The sequence below is a fragment of the Nocardia fodinahabitans genome, from assembly GCF_052983615.1.
In genome coordinates, this window is record NZ_JBRJJC010000001.1 from 6,195,789 (window position 1) to 6,217,265 (window position 21,477).

Below are 21,477 nucleotides of genomic sequence, written 5' to 3' on the forward strand. Positions count from 1 at the left end.
GATGCCGTCGTCGGTGAAGATCGTGGTCAGCGGCGGCTTCGGCGTCGGCAAGACCACCTTCATCGGCGCCATCTCCGAGATCGAGCCGCTGGTCACCGAGGCGTCGATGACCGAGGTCTCGATCGGCGTCGACGACCCGGGCCGCCGCGCCGAGAAGACCGCCACCACGGTCGCCTTGGACTTCGGCCGGATCACGCTGGACCAGTCGCTGATCCTCTACCTGTTCGGCACCCCGGGCCAGGACCGTTTCGTGTTCCTGTGGGACGACCTGGTCGACGGCGCCCTCGGCGCGGTCATCGTCGTCGACACCGGTCGCGTCGAGGACTGCTACCCGGTGCTGGACTACTTCGAGGAGCACAACACCCCATTCGTCGTCGTGGTCAACCGCTTCGACGACGCCACCCACTTCGACCTCGCCGAGGTCCGCGAAGCCCTCGGCCTCGACGACTGGATCCCGGTCCTGGACTGCGACGCCCGTGACCGCGACTCCGTCCGCGATGTCCTGGTGGCCCTGCTCGAACAGGTCCTGCTGCACCGCGTCCAGCCCCGGCACCGGGAGGTGAGCTGACCCCGCCGACCGGATGCTCGTTGCCCGCCATGTCGGTCCAGACGTGATCCTCGTCGGGGGACAACACCGACCACGACCGGGTCAGCGTCCCCGGCGGCAGGGGTTGCCCGGCCCGGTCCACAGCGGCGTGCCGTACCGGCTGCTCCAGTTCCAGTCCCTGGGCGCGCTGAGCGGGTGATCCATGGTGATGAACCGGCCGTCGCGGTCGATCGTCACCAGTTCGTCGGCGTCGGCCGAGACGCCGGCGATCGTGCCCGCCAGGCCGCCGCCCGGCAGCACCACGGTGCGCCGGCCACCCAGGGCGGCGGCCTCTTCACGTACAGGTTGCCGTCACCACGCCGGGACAGCGTGCCCGCGCCTCACAGCCACCCCGCCGCGCCGAAGGCGATCAGGGCGATCACGTCGATGCCGAAGATGGTGCCGACGACCAGCGCCTTACTCCGCACGCTGGGCAGGTCGTGCACGGCGAAGCAGGCGGCGAAGAACGGTACGTAGCCGATGATCCAGATGAGGAACGGGAAGCCCGGCTGCCACCACGACCAATCCCAGGTGAGCACGCCCGCCTTGTTGAGCAGCACTTCGACGCCGACCGCCGCCGCCGAGTTCACCGCGATCAGCACCGGCCGGTTCGGCAGCCCGGCGATCCGGGTCTCCTTGGGCGGCAGCATCTTCGCCGCCGCGACGCCCATGATCGCGAACATGAAGCAGATCTCGATATTGAGCCCGATCAGGATCTGATACGCCGTCGGCCCGCTCGCGCCCCAGACCGGCGCCCGATCGGTGACGTGGAAGACCAGCGAATTCCAGATCTCGTTGAACCAGTCCATGCCCCACAGCGCGAGCCCCGCGAACAGCACATTCCAGTTCCGGCGCTCGACTTCCACCGCGTAGATGTAGATGACCATCAGTAGTAGCGGAATGACATACCACTTGAACTGGCCCGCATCGCGGAGTATCTCCAGCGCAGCCCGTGCGTTGTCGGTCAACCGGGCACCTCCTGCTCATGATCGACGAACCCGGCGAGTATGAGACAAATCAACATCGAACGTCAACCTGTATCACCGATTTCGCCGGTGCGCGGGAAGGGCGACCGGTGTCGGCGAAGACTCCTTCGCCGCAGGGGATTTCGCCGGGGCGCGGTCTCGGCCGCACCCCGGCGCGCGCTCAGCGGCTGCCCAGCGGCCTGCCGAACAGGGTGGCGAACTTCGCCGACAGGGTGTCGCCGAGGAAGTCGAGCGCGCCCGGAGTGGCGGCCATGGTGCCCGCGTCGGAGATGGTGCAGCCGGTGGGTGCGGGAATGCCGTCGAGCCGGTCGCGCAGCCACAGCAGCGCGGCGGGTCCGCCGACCACCTCGGCGACGATGTGCTCGCTGGCGTGGTCGCGGGTGTAGGTGAGAGAGGTCTTGGGGTCCCGGCAGTAGGTGTCGACCAGGGTGTCGGTCGCGCCCAGCGGCAGGATCTCGTCCCACGCGGAATGCCACAGGAACATCGGCATATCGGGGGTGGCCTTGCCCATGCGGGTGTCGTCGAGCATCGTCGCGACCGGCGGGTCGTCCAGGGGGTTGCCGTCGGAGCCGATCATGCCGGTCAGGTTCAGGAACGGCAGCAGCGCCGACTGGTACTGCACGCACAGCGGCGACTTGATCGCGGTCAGGCCCTTGCCGAGTGGATCGAGCCGCTGATCGAGGTAGGCGGCGAAGTCCGGGTACTCGCGGGTGAGGCCGAGCACCGCGGCGAAGACGAGGCCCGAGGTGAGCTGGTTGTTCGCCATACTCAGCGCGGCGCCGAGATCGGCACCCACCCCGCCCTCGGCCGCGCCGACGATGTTCAGCTCGGGCGCGTAGGTGCTCTTCAGCTCGGCGGCGTGACCGGTCGCGATCGAGCCGCCGGAGTAGCCGTAGAGCCCGACCGGCGCGGTCGGACCCACCTCGAGCGGCGCGAACGAGGTCGCCGCGCGGATGCCGTCGAGGGTGATCCGCCCGGCCAGCGGCCCGGCCGCGTAGGCCGAATTCGGGCCCTGGTGGTCCGGAACGACGACAGCCCAACCCTGCGCCAGCGCGGCCTGGGCGAACAGGAATTCGGCGGGCACCACGATCTGTCCAGCCAGCGGGGCTGCCGAAAGATGTTGCAGCGCATAGGAGGGCGCGCAATAGCCCGCGGTCGAGTCCTCGGCCAGCTGCACCGAGAGCAGCTTGCGCGGCTCCGGCGCCTGGCCGCGCGGCTTGATCACGGTGGCGACCGCGGGGATCGCCTCGTCGCGGCTGTTGTTGGAGCGGTAGGACACCTGCCAGGCGTCGACGTCGATCGGCAGCAGGCCGAAATCGGCGATGCGCACCTGCCGGGCGGCGATGATCGCGCCCGGCGCCGTAGCGGCCACGACCTCGGCGGGTGGCAGGTAGAAGCCCGGATCCAGTTCGGGCGGGAGCGGGATCACCGGGGCCGGCGCCACAATCGCCGGGTCGGCCGCGACCGGTCCGGCCACCACGACCGTTGCGGCCGCGAGCACGCCCGTGGCCAGGGCCATCCATCGCAGAGCGAAGGGAGATCTCATCGTGCACAGTCCTCACGTGAATTGAGACGCCTTCGTCTCAATGACGGCTACTATGGCACGGGTGTGGCGTAGATCGCAATCAGCGACCGGGGGATCAGGCCGCGGTCAGGGCATTGAGCAGGGTGGAGAAGACGTCGACGAGCTCGTCCACGGGTGGCCGCGGGTCGTCCAGGCTCCACTGATGCACCGCGCCGTTGACAGCGCCGATGAACGCGGCCATCGCGACCCGCCAGCCGCCCGGGGGTGTCCGCACTCCGTCGCGGCCCTGCGCGATCGCGGCCACCACCTCACCCCACTGGTCCCTGACCTGCGCGCGATGCGCCTCGATCGCCGGGCTCACACCGACGATCTCCACGAAAGCCACGGTGACGCACCGGATGTCGTCGGTGATCGCCTTCGTGTAGGCGCGCACCGCGGCGTCGATGAGGGCGCGCAGGTCGTCGGTCCCGGCCGCCGCCAGCGCCGTGGCGACCGCGTCCCTGGCCTTGCCCTGCACCGAGTCGTAGACGGCGACGAGTAGTTCCTCGCGCCCGGCGAACTGCTCGTAGAACTGGCGTCGCGACAGTCCCGCCGCCGCGCACACGTCGGTCAGGGAACTGTTGGCATACGACTTCTCCGCGAACACGGTCAGCCCCGCTTCGAGGAACAGCGCGCGCCGCTCGACCTGCCGCTCGGCGACCGAGGTGCCGGTGTAGTTGTGTCGGGTGCGCGCTGTCGTCACGACATCGACCCTACGTTCGCGGCGCCGCCGCGGCATACGCGGAGGTCAGTCCTTGCGCCCCGTGAAGGCCAGCGAGGTGCCCAGCCCGATCATCATCAGTCCGCTGGTGCCACCGACCGCGGCCATCCGGCGTGGCGTGCGGGCCAGCCAGCCGCGCACGGAGTTCGCCGCCAGCGCCCACAGCGTGTCGAAGATCAGCCCGAACAGCGGGATGCAGATGCCGAGCACCAGCATCTGCTGCGGGACGCCACCGCGGGCGGTATCGACGAACTGCGGCAGCAGCGCCGCCAGGAAGACGATGGTCTTCGGATTGGCGAAGCCGACGACGAACCCGTCGCGCAGCACCCCGAGGGTGGAATAGCCGGGCTCGGCACGGCCGGGCTGGAGCGCCCCGGCGAGATCGGCCCGGCGCCGGATCGCCTGGATCCCCAGATAGACCAGATACAGCGCGCCGACCAGTTTCACGGCGGTGAACACCGCCACCGAAGTGGCCACCAGCGCGCCGAGCCCGACGGCGACCGCCACGACCTGGACGTACACCCCGGCCGAGTTGCCGACCACCGTCAGCACCGCCGCCCGCCTGCCGACCGTGAGGGCCCGGCTGATCGTGAACAGCACGCTCGGCCCGGGAACCACGACGAGCAGGAAGGCCAATCCCGCGAAGGACACGAGATGCGTCATCGACACCATGGTGAACCACGCTAACGATCCGGCCGTCGGCAGGCAATGGCGCGACGCGGGTCGCCCCTACACTCGGCGCAATGGGCGAGCAGAAACAGTGGATGCTGAGCGGGCAGTTGTACCAGGACAGCGATCCCGAACTGGTGGCCGAACGGCAACGGGCGCAGCGGTTGTGCGACGAGTTCAACCGGACCGGTCCCGACGAGACCGGGCGCCGGACCGAGTTGCTCGGCGACCTGCTGGGCAAGCTGGGGGAGGGATCGTGGATCATGCCCCGGTTCCAGTGTGACTACGGCTATCTCATCGAGATCGGGACGAACAGCTTCCTCAACTACGACGCGATCCTGCTCGACTGCGCGCCGATCGTCATCGGCGACGACTGCTCGATCGGGCCGCGCTGTCAGCTGCTGACGGCCCTGCATCCGATGGAGGATCACGACAAGCGCAGGCGGCGTTGGGAATCCGCGGCACCGATCCGGATCGGCGACAACGCGTGGTTCGGCGGCGGGGTGATCGTGTGCCCCGGCGTGACCATCGGCGACGACGTGGTGGTCGGCGCGGGCAGCGTGGTCACCCGCGACCTGCCCGACCGGGTGTTCGCGGCGGGGAATCCGGCGCGGGTGATCCGGTCGTTGTAGGTGTGCTGGCTAGGCTGAACCGCACGCTCACGATCCCGGTACCGAAGGAGATACCCCATGCGCCCCGGTGAAGACCTCGCGCTCACCCACGTCATGCTGCTGGTCGGCGACCAGGACGAGGCCAAGACGTTCTATCAGGACGTGATCGGCCTGGAAGTCCGCACCGATATGCCGTTCGTCGAGGACGCCCGCTGGCTGTCGCTGGGCCCGGTCGGCCAGCCCACCATCGAATTCGTGCTCGAGGTTCCGCAGATGGCGCCCGACGAGGCCCGCCGCGCCGCCGCCCGGGCCCGTCTCGACGGCGGGATGCAGTCCACCATCATCTTCGCCACCGACGACGTCGACGCCACCTTCACCCGCGTCCGCGACCTCGGCGCCACGGTCGCCCAGCCTCCGGTCGACCAGCAGTACGGCCGCGATTGCGCCTTCGTCGATCCCTGGGGCAACCAGATCCGCTTCACCGGCCGTCAGAAGGGCTGATCGGGGCCGCGTGGTGCTCGGCCCCGGCCGAGCGCCACGGGCGTCGTGGCCGAGGCGGGGCGCGTCGCCGGGTCGCGGGACGGCGACGGCCGCAATACTGTCTTTCCATGGGCGAATCGCGAATTGTGCAGGAGCAGGAAGCCACCCGGCCGCTGCGCGAGGACATCCGGTTTCTGGGCGGCATCCTGGGCGACACCATCCGCGACCACGAGGGTCCGGAGGTGTTCGACCTGATCGAGCGGGTGCGCACCGAGGCGTTCCGGGTGCGCCGCGAGGAGGTCGAACGCAGCGCGGTCGCCGACATGCTCGACGGCACGCCGACCGAGATCGCGATTCCGCTGATCCGGGCGTTCAGCTACTTCGTACTGCTGGCCAACCTCGCCGAGGACATCCAGCGCGACCGCCGCCGCGCCGCGCACGTCTCGGCGGGCGAGCCGCCGCAGGACTCCTCGCTGGCGGCCACCTACGACAAACTCGACGCGGCCGGGCTCGACGGCTCGACGGTGGCCGACCTGCTCACCGACGCGCTGGTCTCCCCGGTGATCACCGCGCACCCGACCGAGACCCGCAGGCGCACCGTCTTCGACGTGCAGGCCAAGATCACCGAACTGATGCGGCTGCGGCGCAGACTCGAACCCGGTGATCCCGGCTTCGACGATTCCGAACTGCGGATCCGCCGCGAAGTCCTCACCCTGTGGCGCACGGCGCTGATCCGGTTGGCGCGCTTGCGCATCCAGGACGAGATCTCGGTCGGCCTGCGCTACTACGACCTGACCCTCTACGACGTCATCCCGGCGATCAACGCGCAGGTGCGCGCCGCGCTGCGGTTCCGCTGGCCCGAGGCCGAGCTGCTGCCGCGCCCGATCCTGCGCCCCGGCTCGTGGATCGGCGGCGACCGCGACGGAAACCCCTATGTGACAGCCGAAGTCGTGCACACCGCGGCCGAGCAGGCCGCCGCCTACGCCTTCGGCCGGTACCTGGACGAACTGGTCGAGCTGGAGAAGACGCTGTCCCTGTCGGCCCGGCTGGTCCAGGTGAGCCCCGCGGTCGCCGTGCTCGCCGAGGCGGGCTACCGCGACCCGGACGTCTTCGCCGACGAGCCGTATCGCCGTGCGCTGCACGCGATCCGGGCCCGGCTCAGCGTCACCGCCGAACTGGCGCTGGGCACACTGCCCGAGAACGGTCTCGCCGCGGCCGCTGCGCCGTACGCCACCCCGCAGGCGGTGCTCGACGACCTCGACGCGGTCGATTTCTCGCTGCGGGCCGGCGGCGACGCCCTGCTCGCCGACGACCGGCTCGCCGCGCTGCGCCACGCCATCGAGACCTTCGGCTTCCACCTGCAGGCCCTGGACATGCGGCAGAACTCCGAGGTGCACGAGCAGGTCGTCACCGAACTACTGGCCTGGTCGGGCGTGCACGCCGACTACCCGAGTCTGTCCGAGGCCCAGCGCGTCGAGCTGCTGTCGAACGAATTGCGCACCCGCAGGCCGCTGCTCGGCCCGCACGCGCAGCTGAGCGAGCTCGCCGCCAAAGAGCTGGGCGTGCTGCGCGCAGGCAAGGAGGTGATCGACACCTTCGGTGCCGCCGCCATCCCGAACTACATCATCAGCATGTGTACCTCGGTCAGCGACATGCTCGAGGCGGCCCTGCTGCTCAAGGAAGCGGGCATTCTCGATCCGGGCACCGCCGAGGGCACGCCGAGCAGCCCGGTCGGCATCGTCCCGCTGTTCGAGACCATCGAGGACCTGGGGGCCGGCTCGGCGACGCTGTCGGCGGTGCTGGACGTTCCGGTGTATCGCGAGCTGGTCGCCGCGGCGGGGATGCGGCAGGAGGTGATGCTCGGTTACTCGGATTCGAACAAGGACGGCGGGTATCTGGCCGCGAACTGGGCGCTGTACCGGGCGGAGCTGGATCTGGTGGAGGTGGCCCGCAAGTCGGGCATCCGGTTGCGGCTGTTCCACGGCCGCGGCGGCACCGTCGGCCGTGGTGGTGGCCGCAGCTACGACGCCATCCTGGCCCAGCCCGCGGGCGCGGTGCGGGGCTCGCTGCGGCTCACCGAACAGGGCGAGGTGATCGCGGCGAAGTACTCCGAACAGGGTGCGGCACACCGCAATCTGGAGTCGCTGATCGCGGGCACCCTGGAATCGACGCTGCTGGATGTCGAAGGCCTGGGCGAGGCCGCCGAACCGGCCTACGAACTGCTCGACGATCTGGCGGCCCGGGCTCGCACCGCCTATGGGCGCCTCGTGCACGACACCCCGGGCTTCGTCGAGTACTTCCGGCAGTCCACCCCGGTCGCCGAGGTCGGCGACCTCAATATCGGTAGCCGCCCGGCCTCGCGCAAACCCACCAATTCGGTGGCGGACCTGCGCGCGATCCCGTGGGTGATGGCCTGGAGCCAGGCGCGCGTGATGCTGCCGGGCTGGTACGGCACCGGCACCGCACTCGAGGACTGGGTCGGCGACGACCCGCGGCGACTGGCCCGGCTCACCGACCTCTACCAGCGCTGGCCGTTCTTCCGGACGGTGCTGTCGAACCTGGCCCAGGTGATGGCCAAGAGCGATCTCGACATCGCCGCCCGCTACGCCGACCTGGTCGAGGATCCGGCGCTGCGCGCGCAGATCTTCGGGATGATCCGCGACGAGCACGCCCGCACCATCCGCATGTACCTGGCCGTGACCGGCCACGAGGAGCTGCTCAGCGACAACCCGTCACTGGCGGAGTCGATCCACAACCGCTTCCCCTACCTGGAACCGCTCAATCAGTTGCAGGTGGATCTGTTGCGCAGGCTGCGCGGCGGTGACGATTCCGAACTGGTGAAGCGGGGCATCCTGCTCACCATGAACGGCCTGGCCACCGCCTTGCGTAACTCGGGTTAGCCGCTACACGCAGAAGGTGACGGTCACCGGGCCGACCGGAATACCGATGCAGACGGCGACCGAGCCGACGACAGGCTCGGCGGCGGCGGCCGAGGCGGTACCCGCGCCGACGGTGGTCACGGAGAGGGCGAGTGCGGCGACGGCGAGCGGGCGGGCGATCTTGGCGAACATGGCTGATCCTCGGGTAGAACGGGCGGAGCAGCCCCCGGAGGGGCCGCCCCATCTCAACACGGGTGGTGCGTGATGTCATCAGACATCACCGGAAACGTTGTGGCTCAGTCCGTTACGACGGCGATGGCGTCGATCTCGACCAGCATCTCCGCACGCGGCAAGCCGGTGAAGACGGTGGTACGGGACGGCAGCACGTCACCGGTCGTGTGCTTGGTGACGAATTCACCATACGCCTGGTTCATGACGGCGAAATCCTCCCTTCGGGTGAGATAGACGCGCAACATCACCACATCGTCGAAAGTGGCGCCCGAGGCGTCGACGATGGCCTTGACGTTCATCAGCGTGCGGGTGGTCTGGGCGGCGACGTCGCCGGGGTGCAGGTACTCGTTGGTCTCCGGGTCGACCGGGCCCTGGCCCGAGACCTGTACGAACGGGCCCTTACGGACACCCTGGGAGAACGTGTGCGCGGGCGCGGGTGCGTCGGCGGTGCGCACGGCGATCTTCTCGGACTTCTCGGTACCCATGGAGTTCAGCCTTTCCTCGCGGTGACGTCTCGGCGGGGGGCCCAGCCGAGTTCGGTGGAGATGGCGTCAGCGGTCGCCTTGACCTGCGGCAACAGCGCCAGCACCTGATCATGGTCGAGCAGCACGTCGGGCACCGAGACCGACACGGCGGCCACCACCGCGCCGATCCCGTCGCGCACCGGCACGCCGATGCAGTTGACGAAGCTCTCATGTTCCTCATGGTCCTCGGCGAAGCCCTGGGTGGCGACCAGTTCCAGCTCGGCCAGGTACTGCTCGGGCGTGCGCAGGGTGCGGGTGGTGAAGGGGTGGTAGTCCAGCCGCGCGGCGACCGCGCGCCACTCGGCCCGCGGCAGGGCCGCGACCAGGACCTTGCCGACCGCCGTGCAGTGCAGCGGCGCCGGCCTGCCGATCCGCGAGTACATCCGGACCGCTTGTTCGGCGTCGACCTTGTCGATGTAGACGGCGTCGCCGGATTCGTAGGCGGCCAGGTGGACGGTCTGCCCGGTGGCCGCGCCCAGCGCGCTCAGGTGCGGGCGGGCGACGGTGCGGACATCGCGGCTCTCCAGCGCGTGACTGGCCAACTCGAACATGCGGGTGCCGAGCGAGTACCGGTGGGCGTTGTCGCGCACGACGAAGCGTTCGGCCTGCATGGTCTGCAGCAGTCGCAGCACCGTCGACTTGTGCACGCCGAGCCGCCCGGCCAGCTCGTCGAGGGACTGTGAGTCCTCGCCGAGGGCGATGAGAATGGACAGGGCGCGCGACACGCTTTGACTCATGGCCTGATCGTCCCATCCAGTGCGTCCGGATAGCGCAGCCCGGCCCAGTCCGCCGCGGGCAGCTGCGCCAGTCGCCGAATGTCGTGCACCGGAGGTATTTTCGCCGCGTCACCGGCCGCGGTGAGGGCGGCGGCGGCGCACAGGTGGCCGTAGCGCAGCCGGGTGCGCAGGTCGGCGCCGTGCAGCAGGGCGGCGAGGTAGCCGCCGGCGAAAGCGTCGCCGGCGCCGATCCGTTCGGTGAGCTCGAGCGCCAGCGCGGGTACCTCGACGGCGGTGTCGCCGTCGAATCCGGTGACGGTGTGCTTGTCGTTCTTGACGATGAGCTGGGCCGGTTCGGGGAACAGCGCGCGGAGCGCGGCCGGATCGCCGGTGCCGAAGATCTCCTGTGCCTCGTCGGCGCCGAGCAGCACCACGTCGGCGCCGCGGACATGGGCGGCGAGTTCGTCGGCGGCCTCGTCGACCCGCGAACCCCACAGTGCCGGGCGGTAATTCAGGTCGAAGCTCACCAGCCGGCCGCGCCGGGGCAGCGCGATCAGCGTGCGGGTGAGCTGGCTCGCCGACTCCGACAGCGCCGGGGTGATGCCGGTGAAATGCACCAGATCGGTGCCGTCGAGCAGGCCGGCCGCCGTTCGGGTCGCGAGATCGGCGGGGGACAGGGCGCTGGCGGCGGACCCGGCCCGGTAGTAGTGCATGCGGCTGGCGTGCGCGGGCAGGTCGTGGGCCGCGCCCGACCCGCTGCCGCGTTCCTTGACGTAGAGACCGGTCGGCCGGTCCGGATCGACGGCCACCGCGCCGACGTCGACCCCTTGGGCCGCCAGTTGCGCGACCAGGTAGCGCCCGAAGCCGTCGTCGCCCACCCGGGAGAGCCAGGCCGCCGCGACCCCGAGCTGGGTGAGCACAGTGGCCACATTGGCCTCGGCGCCACCCGCGCTCCGGTCGAAATGCGGGGACTGCTCCAGCGGTCCGGGGCGGGCGACGAGCACGGCCAGCCCCTCGCCCACGGTGACCGCCCTGGGCGGCGCTGATGTTGCCTGGGTCACCTATTCCGCCCTTTCGTGCTTGCGGTCACTGCCTCTGGGATGCACAATAACGAGCAGAAACATTCAGTGCAACCGGCGTTGCACATTATGCAATGTTTATCCGATATGACCGATCGGCCGGGAGTAGCTCGGTCGATCGACGGAAAGGGCTGCTGTGACGATCGACAATGCCGTCGTGGACGCGCTCGCCGACGAGGCGATCGGCCCGCGCGACAAGAGCGTGCCGCCCGCGGCATGGGGGCGGACCGTGCGCGAATACCTCGCGGACGCACCGGAACTGGACCGGTGGGAAACGCCGCTGCTCACCCTCGACCGCGGGCTCCTCGACGCCAATATCGCGCTGATGGCGCGGTGGACCGCCGCGGCGGGTGTCGCGCTGGCGCCACACGGCAAGACCACGATGGCGCCCCAGCTCTGGCGTGCGCAGCTCGCCGCGGGGTCGTGGGCGATCACGCTGGCCACCGGCTGGCAGGCCCAGGTCGCGCGATCGTTCGGCGTCGGGCGGATCATGCTCGCCAACGCGCTCGTCGACCCGGCCGCCTTGACCTGGGTCGCCGCGGAATCCGCGCGCGATGCCGGGTTCGAGTTCTACTGCTGGGCCGACAGCGTCGCCACCGTCGAACTGATGGACAAGATCCTGCGCGACACCCCGCCCGGCCCCCGGGTCCGGGTGCTGGTCGAACTCGGCGGCCCGCACGGGCGCACCGGCGCACGCACCCGCGCCGAAGCGCACGCCGTCGTGGCCGCGCTGCGGGCCGGCGACCGGCTCGAGCTCGCCGGCGTCGCGGGGTACGAAGGCGCGCTGGCCCACGATCGCAGCAGCGCGGGCGTCGCGGCCGTGCGCGGCTATCTCGGCGAATTGGCCGCCCTGCACACCGAACTCGCCGCGGCCGGGGCCTATGCCGGTCCGGCGATCGTCACCGCCGGCGGCAGTGCCTATCCCGAGCTCGTCGTCGAGGAACTGGCCGGGCTGGCCGACGCGACCACGACGGTCGTCCTGCGCAGTGGCGCCTACCTCGTTCACGACGACGGCTTCTACGCCGGCATCTCCCCGCTGGCCGCGCCCGCCGTCGACCCCGGTCTGCGGGCCGCGATGCACGGCTGGGCCCGCGTGGTCTCCCGGCCGGAACCGGAACTGGCGCTGCTCGACGGCGGCAAACGCGACTTCCCCTTCGACGAGGGCCTGCCGGTGCCGCAGCTGGTGGTCGGCGGTGCGCTGCCCGCGGGCGCGCACGTCAGCGCGCTCAATGATCAGCACACCTTCCTGCGCCTGCCCGGCGCCGATGCCGCCGATCTGCCGGTCGGCAGCATCGTGCGGCTCGGCTTGTCGCATCCGTGTACGGCGTTCGACAAGTGGCGGCTCATCCCGGTGATCGACGACGCGGCGGCCGACCGCCCGTGCGTGGTCGACCTGATTCGCACCTACTTCTGACCGATGACCATGACCGACTTGCTGTTTCGTGATATCGACATCGTCGACGGCACCGGCGACCCGCGCCGCCGCGGCGACGTCCTGGTCCGCGCCGGGCGCATCGCCGAGGTGTCGGCGCCGGGATCGATCGACGCCACCACCGCGAGAGTGGTTGCAGCGCACCAGGGTTCGGTGCTGTGTCCCGGCTTCATCGACATGCACGCGCATTCGGACCTCTACCTGCTGACCCACCCCGACCACTTCCCGAAGATCACCCAGGGCGTCACCACCGAGGTGATCGGCCAGGACGGCCTGTCCTACGCGCCGATCGACGACGCCGCGCTCGCGGTGGTGCGCAAGCAGATCGCCGGCTGGAACGGCAACCCGGGCGACTTCGACTTCTCCTGGCGCACCGTCGGGGAGTACCTGGACCGGCTCGACCAGGGCATCACGCCCAACGCCGCCTACCTGGTGCCGCAGGGCACGCTGCGGTTGCTCGTCGTCGGCACCGACCAGCGCCCGGCCACCACCGCCGAGATCGACCGGATGTGCGCGCTGCTGGCGCAGGGGCTCGACGAGGGCGCGGTCGGCATGTCCAGCGGGCTCACCTACACCCCCGGGATGTACGCCGACACCGGCGAACTCGCCGCGCTGTGCGCGGTCGTCGCCTCCTACGGCGGCTTCTACGCGCCGCACACCCGCTCCTACGGCGCGGGCGCGCTGGCGGCCTACGCGGAGATGATGGGCCTGGCGAAGGTCACCGGCTGCGCGCTGCACCTGACCCACGCCACCATGAATTTCGGCGTGAACCGCGGCCGCGCACCGGACTTCCTCACGATGGTCGCCCAGGCCCGCGCCGACGGCTGCGACATCACCCTCGACACCTATCCGTACCTGCCCGGCTCGACCACGCTGTCGGCGCTGCTGCCGAGCTGGGCGATGTCGGGTGGGCCCGATGCGGCGCTGGCCCGGCTCGACGACGCCGCGGAACGCGCCCGGATCACCGCGGACGTGAACGTCAACGGGTCCGACGGATGCCACGGCGTCACCGTCGAATGGGAGACGATCCAGATCAGCGGCGTCGGCGACGACACGCTGTCGGCCTACGTCGGACGCACCATCGAGCAGATCGCCGACGACGAGAACCGGGCGCCGGTCGAGGTCTTCTTCGATCTGCTGCGCCGCGACCAGCTGGCGACCACGATCCTGCAGCACGTCGGCCACGAGGAGAACGTGCGCGCGATCATGGTCGACGCGGGCCACATGGGCGGTAGCGACGGTCTGCTCGTCGGGGCCCGGCCGCATCCGCGCGCCTGGGGCACCTTCCCGCGCTACCTGTCCCGCTACGTCCGTGAGCTGGGCATCCTCGGGCTGGAGGAGTGCGTGCACCACCTCACCGGCAGGCCCGCCGCCCGGCTGCGACTGGCCGAGCGCGGCCTGATCCGCCCCGGTCTCGCCGCGGACCTGGTCGTCTTCGATCCGGCGACGATCCACGACACGGCGACGTTCGAGCATCCCCGACAACAGGCAATCGGCATCCAGCATGTGCTGGTCAACGGCGAATTCGCGGTGGAGAACGGCAGTGCGACCGGAGCGCGTGCCGGTCGCGCGCTGCGGATGGATGCCAAGCGAGAGGAGACCCGATGAACCCGCTGCAGAGCTCGTCGTCCGAGGCGCTGGCGGTGATCCGCGCCGACCGTGCGCTCACCGTGGTGCGCGCACCCGCCATCCCCGACCCGGTCGCGCTCGCCGAAGCACTGGCCGGTGCGGGCATCCGCGCCGTCGAGCTCACCTTCACCACCCTCGGCGTGCTCGACGCCGTCCGCAAGGCCTCGGCGGCGAGCGCCGCCGTGGTCGGCGTGGGCACCGTGACCACGCGTGATCAGGCCGAGGCCGCGATCGAGGTGGGCGCGAAGTTCCTGGTGACGCCCGCGCTGCGGCCCGAGGTGGCCGACGTCGCCATCGCGCACGGCATCCCGGTCGTGATGGGGGCGTTCACCCCGTCGGAGGTGCTCGCGGCCGTCGAGATGGGCGCGGCCGCGGTCAAGATCTTCCCGGCGCGCGCGCTCGGCCCCGCCTATCTGAAGGATCTGCTCGGTCCGTTCCCGCACGTGTTCCTGATCCCCTCCGGCGGCGTCAACACCCACAACGCCCGCGATTTCCTGCAGGCGGGAGCGATCGCCGTCACCGCGGGCACCGAGGTGGTCGCCCCACTGGACGTAGCGAGTTCGCGCTGGTCCCACATCGGCTCCAAAGCCGCACGCTTCGTCCATTCGCTTGATTGAGAGGTATCCCCATGGGCGCCACTGTCGACTGGTTGCGCACCACCACCCCCGGGTTGCTGGTGCTGTGCGGTCTCGCGATCGCCGTACTGCTCATCGCCATCATCAAGGTCAAACTGGAGCCGTTCGTCGCGCTGCTGCTGACCGGTCTGTTGCTGGCGCTGGCCGCGGGACTCCCGGTCTCTCAGCTCGTCGGCACACCATTGAAAGCCGGTGAGTCACTACTGGAGACCGGCTTCGGCGGCATCCTCGGGCACATCGCCGTCATCATCGGTCTCGGCACCGTGCTCGGCGCGATCCTCGAACGATCCGGTGGTGCCGACGTTCTCACCGACAAACTGCTGAAGACGTTCGGCGAGAAGGGCGCTCCCGTCGCGATGGGCCTGCTCGGCCTCATCTTCGGCATTCCCGTCTTCTTCGACATCGGCATCTTCGTCCTGGCGCCGCTGGTCTACGTCGCGGCCAAGCGCGGCGGGCGCTCGCTGGTGCTCTATGCCATGCCGATGCTGGCCGGTCTGTCCATGACGCACGCCTTCCTGCCGCCGCACCCCGGTCCGGTCGCGCTGGGCGGTCTGCTCGGGGTGAGCCTGGGCTGGCTGATCATCATGGGATTCGTCTGTGGCATCCCGGGTTTCCTCGCCGCGGGCATCGTGTGGGGTACCTGGATCGGCAATCGTGTGCAGGTCGCGGTGCCCGCCGAATTCGTGCCGCTCGAGCCCAACGGGGCACGCTCGGGTGACGGTGCGGAAGGTTCCGTCGAAGGTTCCGGCGGCACGGCCGTCATCGTGAAGTCGCCGCCCTCGGTGGCCCTGATCGGGGCGATCATCGCGATTCCGCTGGTGCTGATCCTCGGCGCGACCTTCGGTTACCAACTGCTGGACAAGGATTCGGCCCTGCTGCAGGTGCTCACCTTCTTCGGCACACCCGCGGTCGCGCTGCTCATCACCGTGCTGGTGGCGTTCTACCTGCTCGGTATCCGGCGCGGCTCGACGGTGCAGGAACTGAGCACCATCACCGCCGAATCGCTCAAGCCGGTCGGCATGGTGCTGCTGGTGGTCGGCGCGGGCGCGTTCTTCGGCAAGGTCATCTCCGCCACCGGCATCGGCACTGCGCTCGCCGACACCATGTCCGCGGCCGGTCTGCCCGTGATCGTGCTCGCCTACCTGATCAGCTGTGGGCTGCGGATCGCCCAGGGTTCGGCGACGGTCGCCATCGTCACCACCGGCGGCATCGTCGCGCCACTGGTGACCGACCAGGGCTACTCGCAGATGTCGATCGCCCTGATCGCGATGGCGATCGCGGCCGGTTCGATCGTCCTCAGCCACGTCAACGACGGTGGTTTCTGGATCATCTCGAAGTACTTCAACATGACCGTGAAGCAGACGCTGCAGACCTGGACCGTCCTCGAAACCATCCTGTCGGTGGTGAGTTTCGCGGTGGCGGCGTTGCTGTTCGCCGTGGTCAGCTGACGGTCAGCGCGCCGACCAATCGGCCGATCGCGGCGCGGGGATCGGTCTCGGTCCCCGCGCCGCCGAGCCGGTGCACGACGACTCCGTCGAGATAGTCGACCAGGATCGCCGTGTCCCCGGCGGCGATCCCGACCCGCGCCGCCATCTCGATCGCCCATTCCCGGAGCCGACGATGCCCGCGCTGCAGTGACTCGTGCAGCGCGGGCATCGTCTGAGCCTCGCTGAACAGCGCGAACCGGGCCAGGGTCCGGGTCCGATCGGGTCCGGTGGCGTGCAGGACGAACAGGGCGAGACCTTCGACGAGGTGCTCGACCGTGGCGGGCCCGAGCAGGCGGTTCAGCGTCTCCCAGTCGGTGCGGTCGCGATCCTCGAGCCGTTCGGTGACGCCGATCAGCAGGGCTTCGCGGGTGCGGAAGTAGTTGGAGGCCGATCCGCTGGGGACGCCCGCCGCCTCGTCGGCCGCGCGATGGGTCAGGGCTCGTGGCCCGCGCGTGCCCAGTACATCGATAGCGGCGTCGAGAATCTGTTCGCGTTTCGTGCCCACTCGACGATACTACGCCCGTAGTGTCGAACACTACAGGAGTAGTGTCTTTCACTACAGAAGTAGTACGGTGAGCCGGTACCTGCAACGAGGGGAGAGCGCGATGTCCACAGCGATTGTCGTCGGGGGTGGCATCGGGGGACTGGCCACCGCGCTGGCGTTGACGCGGCGGGGCTGGTCGGTCGAAGTGCTGGAGCGGTCGCCGGAGATCGCCGAGGTCGGGTCGGGAATCTCGTTGTGGTCCAACGCCCTGCGGGCACTCGACGCGCTCGGCGTCGGGGCCGCGGTGCGGGCGCAGGCGATCGAGGACGCGTCGGCCGGCATCCGCGATGCGCGGGGCCGGTGGCTCGCGCGCACCGATGTGGCGACGCTGCGCGAGCGCTTCGGCGCTCCGGTGGTGATCCACCGCGCCGCGTTGCTCGACGTCCTGCGCGCCGCGCTCCCCGATAACGCGGTGCGGCCGGATATCTCGGTGTCGGCGGCGGAACCCGGCGGATCGGTGGTCCACTCCGTGGGGGTGTCGACCGCGGATCTGGTCGTGGGCGCGGACGGCATCCACAGTGTGGTCCGGCGCGCGGTCTGTGGCCAGGTGCGGGCTCGATACGCCGGGTACACCGCCTGGCGTGCGGTGGTCGACCCGCCGGAGAAACTGACCGAGTTCGGTGAGACCTGGGGTCGCGGAGCACGTTTCGGGATGGCTCCGCTCGCCGACGGTCGCGTCTACTGCTTCGCCGTCTACAACGCGCCCGAACACGCGCCGGGCACTTTCGCCGAGGTTCGCGCCCGCTTCGCCGGCTGGCATCACCCGATCCCCGCGCTGCTGGCCGCCGCCGACGCGAACACGGTGCTGCACAACGACATCTACGACATTCCCGCTCTCCCGTCGTTCACCGTGGGCCGCATCGCCCTGATCGGCGACGCCGCCCACGCCATGACGCCGAACCTCGGCCAGGGCGGCTGCCAGGCGCTCGAGGACGCGGTGGTGCTGGCCCGCCTGGCCGCCGAACCCGACGGCCTGACCCGCTACGACCGGGAACGCCGTCCCCGGACCCGGATGATCGCCGCCCGCTCGGCCCGCATCGGCACCATCGGCCAGCTCTCCGCGGCCCCGGTGGTCGCCTTGCGAGACGCCGCACTTCGGCTCACGCCGGCGTCCGTCCCGTTGCGTGCGATGGGCGAGATTCTCGACTGGACGTGCTGACCCCGTGCACGAGAGCGTGTTTCGGACTTCCCCGTGGTCGGCCTGGTGACCCTCAACCGATCGAGCAAACGAAGGCGCGGACCGACGCGTCCGCTCCGGCAGAAACGAGGCGACTCGTGCCGGTCGGCGCTGCGGCCAGAGGGTAGGGATCTCGCTGGGTGCGTTCGGTTCCGCGTCGTTCCCGCATGCGGGGACGCGGACGGCGGTCAGGTCGATGCGTGGTAGCGGGCGTGCATGGCGGCCGCGGTGGTGGCCATGGTCGCGCGGAGTTCGGGTGGGCCGAGGACTTCGAGGTGGGCGCCGAGGGGGAGCAGGGCGTGAGCGAGGATGTCGTAGGACTCACCGGGGATGGTGATGTCGACCCAGCCGGTGTCGTCCGGTGGGCCCGCGGAGGCAAGCGCTTCGCGGACCGCCGCCGGGTCGTTCATCAAGCGCAGCAGGCTCAGCTGGTCGGCCGAGACGCGACACCGCGCCCGGACCCGCAGGATGGAACGGGCGAACTCGTCCGCCGATGCCGACCAGTGCGCGGTGAGGTCGAAATCGGCGGGGCGGGTGAAGGATTCGCCGGTGGGTTCGGCGGAGACGATGCGGCTCGCCCGGTAGGAGCGGGTGTCGCTGCCCTCGCGGGCGACCAGGTACCAGGTGCCCGCCTTCATGACCAGGCCGAGCGGATCGATCGTGCGCTCGACGGTCTTGTCGCGGCGCCGGTAGCTGATCGCCAGGCGGCGGTCGTGCCACAGCGCGTCGGCGACCGCTGCCAGCGTGGGGGTGTCGTCCGGGCGGTGGAACCACCCGGGCATATCGATGTGGACGCGTTCGGCGATGCGGGTGGCGCGGCCGCGCAGTTCGGGCGGCAGCGCGGCCAGCATCTTCAGCTGGGCGGTGGCCAGCACGGTGCCGAGCCCGAGGTCGGCGGCGGCACCGGGCAATCCGGCCAGCAGGACCGCGTCGGCCTCGCCGGAGGTCAGACCGGTCAGCCGGGTCCGGTACCCATCGATCAGCCGGACGCCACCACCGCGCCCCGGTTCGCTGTACACCGGAACGCCCGCTGCCGAGAGTGCCTCGACATCGCGGTACACCGTGCGCACCGACACCTCCAGCTCCCGTGCCAGCTCGGTCGCGGTCGCCCCGCCGTTGGTCTGCAACAGGAGCAGCAGCTGCACCAGCCTGCTCGCTCGCATGTTCTCGAGACTAGCCGGAAAACCTGACAGGGGATGGCAAGATTCGGTCGTACTGTTCGACCTATGACCACGTGGAGCCAGTTCACCGAAGAAGCACCGCGAATCTCCGCCCTGTTCCTGCGCAGGCACCAGGCGACCGGCAACCTGTGCATGCTCGGTACCGTGCGCGCCGACGGATCACCGCGGATCAGCCCGATCGAGCCGATGGTCTTCGAGGACATGCTGGTCCTGGTCGGCATGCCGCACACCAGGAAATTCGACGACCTCGCCCGCGACCCTCGCTTCTGCCTGCACACCGCCACCGTCGACACCAACGTCGCCGACGGTGACGCCAAACTGTTCGGCGCCGTCACCGACCTGCGCGACGAAGCCGTCCACGCCCGCTTCGCCCAGCAGCTCTTCGACGACAGCGGGTTCGACATCCGCGGCCAGCAGTTCGACCACTTCTACGTCGCCGATCTCACCGGCGCCTCGACCGTCGAGGTCGACGACGACCACCTGAACATCACGGTGTGGAAGCCGGGCGCCGGCGAGAGGGTCGTTCGCAAGGACTGAATCACCACCACGCGGGCGAATCCATCGAAAGGAGGAAATTCGGTGCCGCCTCGGCATTGCGCGACGGCAACGGGCGGCGGCCGGTGATGGAATCGTGGCGGCGCCGTTCGGCACCGGCTGTCGACGTGGAAGGGGCACCCATGACCGCAGAGTCGGCCGACGCGGAACCGAGAGCCGACCGGCGCGCCTGGATCGGGCTCGGGGTGCTCGCGGCGGGGCTGTCCATGATCGTGGTCGACGGCACCATCGTCGGCGTCGCGCTGCCGGTGATCATCGCCGACCTCGATCTCGACCTGACCGACGCCCAATGGGTCAACAGCGTCTACTCGGTGGTGTTCGCCGCCCTGCTGCTCACCGCGGGACGGCTCGGTGACCGGCTCGGTCGGCGCACCATGTTCATCGTCGGCGTGCTGGTGTTCCTCACCGGCAGCGTCTTCGCCGCGCTCGCCACCGACGCGACCTCGCTCATCATCGCCCGTGTCATCCAAGGTGTCGGTGGCGCCTTCGTGCTCCCGACGACCCTGTCCAGCGTGAACGCGACCTTCCGTGGCAAGGACCGGATCGTCGCGTTCGCGGTGTGGGGCGCGGTGATCTCCGGCATGGCGGCGGTCGGCCCGCTGCTCGGCGGCTGGCTGACCACCTACTTCACCTGGCCGTGGATCTTCCTCGTGAACATCCCGATCGGGATCGCCGTGATCGTCGGCGCGCTGTTCGCGGTGCGCGAGACCCGCGCGACCATCACCGAGCCGGGTCTCGACGTGGATGGGCTGCTGCTCAGCGCGATCGGCTTCGGCGGTGTCATCTTCGCCCTGATCGAGGGGCAGAGTCTGGGCTGGTGGACGCCGATCGCCCCGTTCAGCGTGTTCGGGTTCGAGTGGCCCCCGGACGCGCCGGTCTCGGTGGTCCCGGTCGTCGGCGCGATCGGTGTGCTCTGCCTGGTGCTGTTCGTGGTGTGGGAGCGGCACCGCGCCCGCGGCAGCCACCGCTCCGCGATCCTCGACCTGACCCTGTTCGCGGTGCCGACGTTCAGCTGGGGCAACCTGACGGCGCTCACCGTGGCGATCGGCGAATTCGGTCTGCTGCTGGTGCTGCCGCTGTTCCTGGTGAACGCGCTCGGCCTGACCACGATGGGCGCGGGTCTGGTGCTGGCCGCGATGGCGCTGGGCGCGTTCGCCTCCGGGGCCGCGGCCCGGCACGTCGCCGCCGCGTTCGGCGCGCCACGGACCGTGATCATCGGCTTGGCGCTCGAAGCCGTCGGCGTGGCGGTGGTGGCGTTCGTGCTGTCCGCCACGGTGTCGCCGTGGCTGCTGGCGGTGCTGCTGGCGATCTACGGCGCCGGTCTCGGGCTGGCCTCGGCGCAACTGACCGGGACGGTGCTCGCCGACATCCCCACCGAGAAATCCGGGCAGGGCTCGGCCACCCAGAGCACCGTGCGCCAGCTCGGCGCCGCACTCGGGTCGGCCGTTCTGGGCGCCGTGCTCTCGATCTCGCTGGCGCAGAACCTCACCGCCAGTCTCGAACCGGTCACCGCGGTGCCGCCGCCTGCGCAGGAACAGCTGGTCACCGCGACCAGGGACTCCGCGGGCGGCACGATCTCAGGGATCCGCGCGCAGGGGGACGACGGCACGTTCGGCCAGACCGGGCCCGAGGTGACTTCGGCGCTGTCGGAAGGATTCGCCGACGCGACCCGGATCGCGCTGCTCGTCGCGGCCGGGTTCCTGGCGCTCGGGCTGGTCAGCGCAACAGCGCTCAACGCGCGGTCGCGCAAGGACTAGCGTGTCGTCAGGGCAGTCGCGCAAGGATCAGCTC

The 21,477-nt window shown here is 70.2% G+C and carries 22 protein-coding genes; 11 read left to right on the plus strand and 11 right to left on the minus strand.

Annotation, left to right across the window (positions count from 1 at the left end):
* Position 1 precedes the first annotated feature (1 nt).
* Positions 2-568 (plus strand): GTP-binding protein, encoded by a 567-nt coding sequence (locus tag NV348_RS29145; protein ID WP_447151176.1) that lies wholly within the window; start codon positions 2-4, stop codon positions 566-568.
* Positions 569-649: 81 nt separating this feature from the next.
* On the opposite strand, the gene NV348_RS29150 is transcribed toward NV348_RS29145, so the two are convergent.
* From NV348_RS29150 to NV348_RS29170, 5 genes are all read right to left on the minus strand, one after another.
* Positions 650-850: a hypothetical protein gene (locus NV348_RS29150; protein WP_447149710.1), complete on the minus strand. Its 201-nt coding sequence runs from the start codon at positions 848-850 to the stop codon at positions 650-652.
* Positions 851-927: 77 nt separating this feature from the next.
* Positions 928-1,554: a hypothetical protein gene (locus NV348_RS29155; protein ID WP_447149711.1), complete on the minus strand. Its 627-nt coding sequence runs from the start codon at positions 1,552-1,554 to the stop codon at positions 928-930.
* A 178-nt stretch (positions 1,555-1,732) separates the two neighbouring features.
* Complete coding sequence (locus tag NV348_RS29160) at positions 1,733-3,118, minus strand: lipase family protein (protein ID WP_447149712.1); 1,386 nt, start codon at positions 3,116-3,118, stop codon at positions 1,733-1,735.
* Between the two features lie 94 nt (positions 3,119-3,212).
* Positions 3,213-3,839: a TetR/AcrR family transcriptional regulator gene (locus tag NV348_RS29165; RefSeq protein ID WP_447149713.1), complete on the minus strand. Its 627-nt coding sequence runs from the start codon at positions 3,837-3,839 to the stop codon at positions 3,213-3,215.
* Positions 3,840-3,884: 45 nt separating this feature from the next.
* Positions 3,885-4,529 (minus strand): LysE family translocator, encoded by a 645-nt coding sequence (locus tag NV348_RS29170; RefSeq protein WP_447149714.1) that lies wholly within the window; start codon positions 4,527-4,529, stop codon positions 3,885-3,887.
* 71 nt (positions 4,530-4,600) lie between these two features.
* Here NV348_RS29170 and NV348_RS29175 point away from each other — a divergent pair, with 71 nt between their 5' ends.
* From NV348_RS29175 to ppc, 3 genes are all read left to right on the plus strand, one after another.
* Positions 4,601-5,158: a sugar O-acetyltransferase gene (locus NV348_RS29175; RefSeq protein ID WP_447149715.1), complete on the plus strand. Its 558-nt coding sequence runs from the start codon at positions 4,601-4,603 to the stop codon at positions 5,156-5,158.
* 57 nt (positions 5,159-5,215) lie between these two features.
* Positions 5,216-5,638, plus strand: a complete 423-nt coding sequence (locus tag NV348_RS29180; RefSeq protein WP_447149716.1) for a VOC family protein — start codon at positions 5,216-5,218, stop codon at positions 5,636-5,638.
* A 107-nt stretch (positions 5,639-5,745) separates the two neighbouring features.
* A complete protein-coding gene (ppc, locus tag NV348_RS29185; RefSeq protein ID WP_447149717.1) occupies positions 5,746-8,517 on the plus strand; it encodes a phosphoenolpyruvate carboxylase in 2,772 nt (923 codons plus the stop codon).
* A gap of 3 nt (positions 8,518-8,520) precedes the next feature.
* Here the strand turns inward: ppc and NV348_RS29190 are convergent, their stop codons facing one another.
* The 4 genes from NV348_RS29190 to NV348_RS29205 form a co-directional block, all read right to left on the minus strand.
* Positions 8,521-8,688 (minus strand): hypothetical protein, encoded by a 168-nt coding sequence (locus NV348_RS29190; RefSeq protein ID WP_447149718.1) that lies wholly within the window; start codon positions 8,686-8,688, stop codon positions 8,521-8,523.
* A 104-nt stretch (positions 8,689-8,792) separates the two neighbouring features.
* The gene (locus tag NV348_RS29195) at positions 8,793-9,212 is read right to left on the minus strand and encodes a RidA family protein (RefSeq protein ID WP_447149719.1); all 420 of its coding nucleotides are present in this window, start codon (positions 9,210-9,212) and stop codon (positions 8,793-8,795) included.
* Positions 9,213-9,217: 5 nt separating this feature from the next.
* Positions 9,218-9,988: an IclR family transcriptional regulator gene (locus NV348_RS29200; RefSeq protein WP_447149720.1), complete on the minus strand. Its 771-nt coding sequence runs from the start codon at positions 9,986-9,988 to the stop codon at positions 9,218-9,220.
* Positions 9,985-11,028: a sugar kinase gene (locus NV348_RS29205; protein WP_447149721.1), complete on the minus strand. Its 1,044-nt coding sequence runs from the start codon at positions 11,026-11,028 to the stop codon at positions 9,985-9,987. Before NV348_RS29205 ends, NV348_RS29200 begins: the two co-directional genes overlap by 4 nt.
* Positions 11,029-11,182: 154 nt before the next feature.
* Here NV348_RS29205 and NV348_RS29210 point away from each other — a divergent pair, with 154 nt between their 5' ends.
* Genes NV348_RS29210 through NV348_RS29225 form a run of 4 tightly spaced genes read left to right on the plus strand, consistent with a single transcriptional unit; the run spans position 11,183 to position 16,190 of the window.
* Positions 11,183-12,460 carry a type III PLP-dependent enzyme domain-containing protein gene (locus tag NV348_RS29210; RefSeq protein WP_447149722.1) on the plus strand — a complete coding sequence of 426 codons (1,278 nt, stop codon included), beginning with the start codon at positions 11,183-11,185 and terminating at the stop codon, positions 12,458-12,460.
* 9 nt (positions 12,461-12,469) lie between these two features.
* The gene (locus tag NV348_RS29215) at positions 12,470-14,086 is read left to right on the plus strand and encodes an N-acyl-D-amino-acid deacylase family protein (protein WP_447151177.1); all 1,617 of its coding nucleotides are present in this window, start codon (positions 12,470-12,472) and stop codon (positions 14,084-14,086) included.
* Positions 14,083-14,724, plus strand: a complete 642-nt coding sequence (locus tag NV348_RS29220) for a bifunctional 4-hydroxy-2-oxoglutarate aldolase/2-dehydro-3-deoxy-phosphogluconate aldolase (RefSeq protein WP_447149723.1) — start codon at positions 14,083-14,085, stop codon at positions 14,722-14,724. Before NV348_RS29215 ends, NV348_RS29220 begins: the two co-directional genes overlap by 4 nt.
* Before the next feature lie 11 nt (positions 14,725-14,735).
* Positions 14,736-16,190, plus strand: a complete 1,455-nt coding sequence (locus NV348_RS29225) for a GntP family permease (protein WP_447149724.1) — start codon at positions 14,736-14,738, stop codon at positions 16,188-16,190.
* Here NV348_RS29225 and NV348_RS29230 read toward each other — a convergent pair.
* The gene (locus tag NV348_RS29230; protein ID WP_447149725.1) at positions 16,183-16,734 is read right to left on the minus strand and encodes a TetR/AcrR family transcriptional regulator; all 552 of its coding nucleotides are present in this window, start codon (positions 16,732-16,734) and stop codon (positions 16,183-16,185) included. The genes NV348_RS29225 and NV348_RS29230 overlap by 8 nt on opposite strands.
* A 100-nt stretch (positions 16,735-16,834) precedes the next feature.
* Here NV348_RS29230 and NV348_RS29235 point away from each other — a divergent pair, with 100 nt between their 5' ends.
* Positions 16,835-17,932 (plus strand): FAD-dependent oxidoreductase, encoded by a 1,098-nt coding sequence (locus NV348_RS29235; RefSeq protein WP_447149726.1) that lies wholly within the window; start codon positions 16,835-16,837, stop codon positions 17,930-17,932.
* A 206-nt stretch (positions 17,933-18,138) separates the two neighbouring features.
* Here the strand turns inward: NV348_RS29235 and NV348_RS29240 are convergent, their stop codons facing one another.
* Entirely contained in the window at positions 18,139-19,113 is a 975-nt protein-coding gene (locus NV348_RS29240) for a helix-turn-helix transcriptional regulator (protein ID WP_447149727.1), read from the minus strand.
* A gap of 63 nt (positions 19,114-19,176) precedes the next feature.
* On the opposite strand from NV348_RS29240, the gene NV348_RS29245 reads away from it, so the two are divergent.
* Positions 19,177-19,668 carry a pyridoxamine 5'-phosphate oxidase family protein gene (locus tag NV348_RS29245; RefSeq protein WP_447149728.1) on the plus strand — a complete coding sequence of 164 codons (492 nt, stop codon included), beginning with the start codon at positions 19,177-19,179 and terminating at the stop codon, positions 19,666-19,668.
* Positions 19,669-19,808: 140 nt separating this feature from the next.
* Entirely contained in the window at positions 19,809-21,443 is a 1,635-nt protein-coding gene (locus NV348_RS29250; RefSeq protein ID WP_447149729.1) for a DHA2 family efflux MFS transporter permease subunit, read from the plus strand.
* Positions 21,444-21,477: the final 34 nt, after the last annotated feature.

Excerpts from the sequence above, each read along its gene's own strand:
- NV348_RS29145 (WP_447151176.1), top strand. The coding sequence starts at position 2 with ATGCCGTCGTCGGTGAAGATCGTGGTCAGCGGCGGCTTCGGCGTCGGC.
- NV348_RS29160 (WP_447149712.1), bottom strand. The coding sequence starts at position 3,118 with ATGAGATCTCCCTTCGCTCTGCGATGGATGGCCCTGGCCACGGGCGTG.
- NV348_RS29170 (WP_447149714.1), bottom strand. The coding sequence starts at position 4,529 with ATGGTGTCGATGACGCATCTCGTGTCCTTCGCGGGATTGGCCTTCCTG.
- NV348_RS29175 (WP_447149715.1), top strand. The coding sequence starts at position 4,601 with ATGGGCGAGCAGAAACAGTGGATGCTGAGCGGGCAGTTGTACCAGGAC.
- NV348_RS29180 (WP_447149716.1), top strand. The coding sequence starts at position 5,216 with ATGCGCCCCGGTGAAGACCTCGCGCTCACCCACGTCATGCTGCTGGTC.
- ppc (WP_447149717.1), top strand. The coding sequence starts at position 5,746 with ATGGGCGAATCGCGAATTGTGCAGGAGCAGGAAGCCACCCGGCCGCTG.
- NV348_RS29190 (WP_447149718.1), bottom strand. The coding sequence starts at position 8,688 with ATGTTCGCCAAGATCGCCCGCCCGCTCGCCGTCGCCGCACTCGCCCTC.
- NV348_RS29195 (WP_447149719.1), bottom strand. The coding sequence starts at position 9,212 with ATGGGTACCGAGAAGTCCGAGAAGATCGCCGTGCGCACCGCCGACGCA.
- NV348_RS29200 (WP_447149720.1), bottom strand. The coding sequence starts at position 9,988 with ATGAGTCAAAGCGTGTCGCGCGCCCTGTCCATTCTCATCGCCCTCGGC.
- NV348_RS29215 (WP_447151177.1), top strand. The coding sequence starts at position 12,470 with ATGACCGACTTGCTGTTTCGTGATATCGACATCGTCGACGGCACCGGC.
- NV348_RS29220 (WP_447149723.1), top strand. The coding sequence starts at position 14,083 with ATGAACCCGCTGCAGAGCTCGTCGTCCGAGGCGCTGGCGGTGATCCGC.
- NV348_RS29225 (WP_447149724.1), top strand. The coding sequence starts at position 14,736 with ATGGGCGCCACTGTCGACTGGTTGCGCACCACCACCCCCGGGTTGCTG.
- NV348_RS29235 (WP_447149726.1), top strand. The coding sequence starts at position 16,835 with ATGTCCACAGCGATTGTCGTCGGGGGTGGCATCGGGGGACTGGCCACC.
- NV348_RS29240 (WP_447149727.1), bottom strand. The coding sequence starts at position 19,113 with ATGCGAGCGAGCAGGCTGGTGCAGCTGCTGCTCCTGTTGCAGACCAAC.
- NV348_RS29245 (WP_447149728.1), top strand. The coding sequence starts at position 19,177 with ATGACCACGTGGAGCCAGTTCACCGAAGAAGCACCGCGAATCTCCGCC.
- NV348_RS29250 (WP_447149729.1), top strand. The coding sequence starts at position 19,809 with ATGACCGCAGAGTCGGCCGACGCGGAACCGAGAGCCGACCGGCGCGCC.